Source organism: Paenibacillus sp. VCA1 (assembly GCF_031583795.1).
Lineage (GTDB): Bacteria > Bacillota > Bacilli > Paenibacillales > Paenibacillaceae > Paenibacillus_AQ > Paenibacillus_AQ albilobatus.
In genome coordinates this window covers 1-255 of sequence record NZ_JAVLSX010000051.1, presented here as the reverse complement: position 1 = coordinate 255, position 255 = coordinate 1, and the positions used below count along the sequence as shown (strand labels likewise).

1 rRNA gene is annotated in these 255 nt (G+C 52.2%); it reads left to right on the top strand.

Annotated features, from left to right (window positions below):
- Window positions 1-255, top strand: a 23S ribosomal RNA gene (locus tag RJP21_RS31110); the annotation flags it as partial.

Genomic DNA, 255 nt, shown 5'->3' with positions numbered 1-255 from the left:
TAAGGCTAAATACTCCCTAGCGACCGATAGTGAAACAGTACCGTGAGGGAAAGGTGAAAAGCACCCCGGAAGGGGAGTGAAATAGAACCTGAAACCGTGTGCTTACAAGAAGTCAGAGCCCGATCTATGGGTGATGGCGTGCCTTTTGTAGAATGAACCGGCGAGTTACGTTCCCGTGCAAGGTTAAGGTGAGAAGCCGTAGCCGCAGCGAAAGCGAGTCTGAATAGGGCGAATAAGTACGTGGGCGTAGACCCG